The following is a 4,037-nucleotide window of genomic DNA, read 5'->3' on the forward strand; positions in this document are numbered from 1 at the left end:
CCCTCGAACTCGTCGGCGGCCCCGCCCCCGTCCTCGACGCGGTCCGTGCGCTGCTGCGCGACGTCGTGGTCGTCGCGACGCTGGAAGACGCCGAGGAACTGGTCGCGGAACGCCCCGGGGCCGTCGCCGTGACCGCCGAAGGCGATCTCCTTGGGGCCCACTTCGCCCAGGGCGGCTCCGGCGGCGCCCCGAGTCTCCTGGAGGTCCAGGCGGCCGTCGACGAGGCCACCGCCGAACTGGCCGACCTGGACGCGCGCTGCGCCGTCCTGCAGATTGCCCAGCACGACGCGGCCGCCCGGCGCGCCGAGTGCGCCGCCCGCGTGGAGGAGCTGGCCTCCCTGCGCACCGCCGCCGACCGGGAGAAGTCCCAGGTCGCCCAGGCCCTCGGGCGGCTCGCCGGGCAGGCGCGCGCCGCGGCCGACGAGGCCGGCCGGACGGCCGCGGCCGTGGCCCGCGCCGAGGAGGCCCTCGCACGGGCCGGCGAGGAGGCCGAGGAACTGGCTGAACGCCTCGCCGCCGCCGAAGAGGCCGCCCCGGGCGAGGGCGCGGGCGAACCCGACACCTCCGTACGGGACCGGCTCGCCGCCGACGGCGCCAACGCCCGGCAGACCGAGATGGAGGCGCGGCTCCAGGTCCGTACGCACGAGGAGCGCGTCAAGGCGCTCGCGGGCCGGGCGGACGGCCTGGACCGTGCGGCCCGCGCCGAGCGCGAGGCCCGGGCCCGCGCGGAGCAGCGCCGCCTCAGGCTGCAGCACGAGGCCCGGGTCGCCGCGGCCGTCGCGGCCGGAGCCCGGCAGCTCCTCGCGCACGTCGAGGCCTCCCTCGTGCGCGCCGACGAGGAGCGGCGCCACGCGGAGGAGGCCAGGACCGCCCGCGAGCGGGAGCTCGCGGCCGAGCGCAACCGCGGCCGCGAGCTGAAGGGGGAGCTGGACAAGCTCACCGACTCGGTGCACAAGGGCGAGGTGCTCGGCGCGGAGAAGCGGCTGCGCATCGAGCAGCTGGAGGCCCGGGCCCTGGAGGAGCTCGGCGTCGAACCGGCCGGCCTGGTAGCCGAGTACGGGCCGGACCAGCCCGTACCGCCGTCCCCGCCGGCCGAGGGCGAGGAGCTCCCGGAGGACCCGGACCACCCCAGGAACCGCCCGGCCCCGTACGTCCGCGCGGAGCAGGAGAAGCGGCTGCGGGCCGCCGAGCGCGCCTATCAGCAGCTGGGCAAGGTCAACCCGCTCGCCCTGGAGGAGTTCGCGGCGCTGGAGGAGCGGCACCAGTTCCTCTCCGAGCAGCTGGAGGACCTCAAGAAGACCCGCAGCGACCTCCTCCAGGTCGTCAAGGACGTGGACAAGCGCGTCGAGGAGGTCTTCACGGAGGCGTACAGGGACACGGCCCGCGAGTTCGAGGGCGTCTTCTCCCGCCTCTTCCCCGGGGGCGAGGGGCGGCTCGTCCTCACCGATCCCGACGACATGCTGGCCACCGGCGTGGACGTCGAGGCGCGCCCGCCGGGCAAGAAGGTCAAGCGCCTGTCGCTGCTGTCGGGCGGCGAGCGCTCGCTGACCGCCGTGGCGCTGCTGGTCGCGATCTTCAAGGCGCGGCCGAGCCCGTTCTACGTGATGGACGAGGTGGAGGCGGCGCTCGACGACACCAACCTCCAGCGGCTGATCGGGATCATGAAGGAGCTCCAGGAGAGCTCGCAGCTGATCGTGATCACGCACCAGAAGCGGACGATGGAGGTCGCGGACGCCCTGTACGGCGTCTCGATGCAGGGCGACGGCGTCTCCAAGGTGATCAGCCAGCGGCTGCATTGATCTTGTTTGTGGCCTTGGTCGAGTTCACCTCTTCAAGTGTTGAACTCAACCTGTGGGAAGCCTGCAGGAAACTTCTTGGTTACGACCTATTGACTTAAGAAAATGAAGACATAGGGTCTGCAGCGTTGCTAATACCTTCAAGTGGTGGGTCCCCAAGTCCTATGCCCCACTTGAGGGGCCAGCCCCCCACGCCCGGCAGTGCCGCCGGGCCTCAGGAGTACACGTTGACCAGCACTGCGACGGCGCAGGGGTCCGAGGGCCGCAAGGCCCAGCCGGACCACCTCGGCCATGTCATCTTCATCACCGCGGCCGCGGCCATGGGTGGCTTTCTCTTCGGCTACGACAGCTCCGTGATCAACGGTGCCGTCGAGGGCATTCGCGGGAAGTACGACATCGGCTCCGCAGCCCTGGCCCAGGTCATCGCCATCGCCCTCATCGGCTGCGCGATCGGCGCCGCCACCGCGGGCCGGCTCGCGGACCGGATAGGCCGCATCCGCGTCATGCAGATCTCCGCGACGCTCTTCACGATCAGCGCCGTCGGCTCCGCCCTGCCGTTCGCCCTGTGGGACCTCGCCTTCTGGCGCGTCCTCGGCGGCATCGCCATCGGCATGGCCTCCGTCATCGGCCCGGCCTACATCGCCGAGGTCTCGCCGCCCGCCTACCGGGGCCGCCTCGGCTCGTTCCAGCAGGCCGCGATCGTCGTCGGCATCGCCGTCTCCCAGCTCGTCAACTGGGGCATCCTCAACCTCGCCGACGGTGACCAGCGCGGTCACCTCATGGGCATCGAGGCCTGGCAGCTGATGCTCGGCGTCATGGTCATCCCGGCCGTCCTCTACGGCCTGCTCTCCTTCGCGATCCCCGAGTCGCCCCGCTTCCTGATCTCCGTCGGCAAGGCCGACAAGGCGAAGGCCGTCCTCGCCGACGTCGAGGGCCACGGCGTCGACCTCGACAAGCGCGTCGCCGAGATCGAGCTCGCGATGCACAGCGAGGAGAAGTCCACCTTCAAGGACCTCATCGGCGGCAAGGCGGGCTTCCTGCCCATCGTCTGGGTCGGCATCGGCCTGTCGGTCTTCCAGCAGCTCGTCGGCATCAACGTGGCCTTCTACTACTCGGCCACCCTGTGGCAGTCCGTCGGCATCGACCCGAGCGACTCGTTCCTCTACTCGTTCACCACGTCGATCATCAACATCGTCGGCACCGTGATCGCGATGATCTTCGTCGACCGCGTCGGCCGCAAGCCGCTCGCCATCGTCGGCTCCGCCGGTATGGCCGTCTCCCTCGCCCTTGAGGCCTGGGCCTTCTCCGCACAGGCCGGCGACGGCTCCCTGCCGACCGCGCAGGGCACGGTCGCCCTGATCGCGGCGCACGCCTTCGTGCTCTTCTTCGCCCTCTCGTGGGGCGTCGTGGTCTGGGTCTTCCTCGGCGAGATGTTCCCCAACCGCATCCGCGCCGCGGCCCTCGGCGTCGCCGCCTCCGCGCAGTGGATCGCCAACTGGGTCATCACCGCGAGCTTCCCGAGCCTCTCGGACTGGAACCTCTCCGGTACGTACGTCATCTACGCGGTCTTCGCCGTGCTCTCCATCCCCTTCGTGCTCAAGTACGTCAAGGAGACGAAGGGCAAGGCGTTGGAGGAGATGGGCTAACCCCCCCGCCGCCCACTCCTCAACAGGACGCTGCCCCGGCTCACCGACGAGCCGGGGCAGCGTCCTGTTCGCGTACGGGGGGGGGCGGCTGCGCGGCGGGGAGGGTCGGCAGCACCTTCACGGGGCCTCATGCGGGGCCTGGAGCGGGTCGCGCCTCATGCGCTGTCCCAATGCGCTGCCCCACGTGGGGCCTCATGCCGTGGTCCGGCACCGCCTCATGCGCGGCCTCATGCGCGGCCTCATGCGGGGCATGGCGCCAATGGGCGTGCCTGGGGAGACGCCTGGGGGAGCCGACGCTGCCGCGGGCGACCGGGGGACGGTCCCGGGCAAGGGAGCCGATGGCACCGGACGGTCCGCATGAGGCGGCGCATAGAGCGAGGTATGAGGCGCCCTAGGGGGCGCGGCGCGGGCCGGCCAGAACGGCGAGAGCCGTCCGCACGAGATGCGGGCATGGGGCGCCGCATGGGGCGCGGCATGAGCTTCCGCATGAGGCGCCGCACGAGGCCGCGCAGACCACTCCACTCCACCCCGCCCCATGCCCGCCCGCGCCGAGCGCGCAGCACGGCCCCGGCGGCATGCGGCAGGCCTCATGCTC

2 protein-coding genes are annotated in these 4,037 nt (G+C 71.8%); both read left to right on the plus strand.

From position 1 onward, the window contains the following. The coding region (locus tag ACSNOH_RS33725) for an AAA family ATPase (protein WP_436725258.1) at window positions 1-1,799 on the plus strand (1,799 nt) is incomplete at its 5' end. 224 nt (window positions 1,800-2,023) lie between these two features. Beyond that, window positions 2,024-3,442 carry a sugar porter family MFS transporter gene (locus tag ACSNOH_RS33730; protein WP_436725259.1) on the plus strand — a complete coding sequence of 473 codons (1,419 nt, stop codon included), beginning with the start codon at window positions 2,024-2,026 and terminating at the stop codon, window positions 3,440-3,442. Window positions 3,443-4,037: the final 595 nt, after the last annotated feature.

The sequence above is a fragment of the Streptomyces sp. URMC 127 genome (assembly GCF_051386535.1).
Lineage (GTDB): Bacteria > Actinomycetota > Actinomycetes > Streptomycetales > Streptomycetaceae > Streptomyces.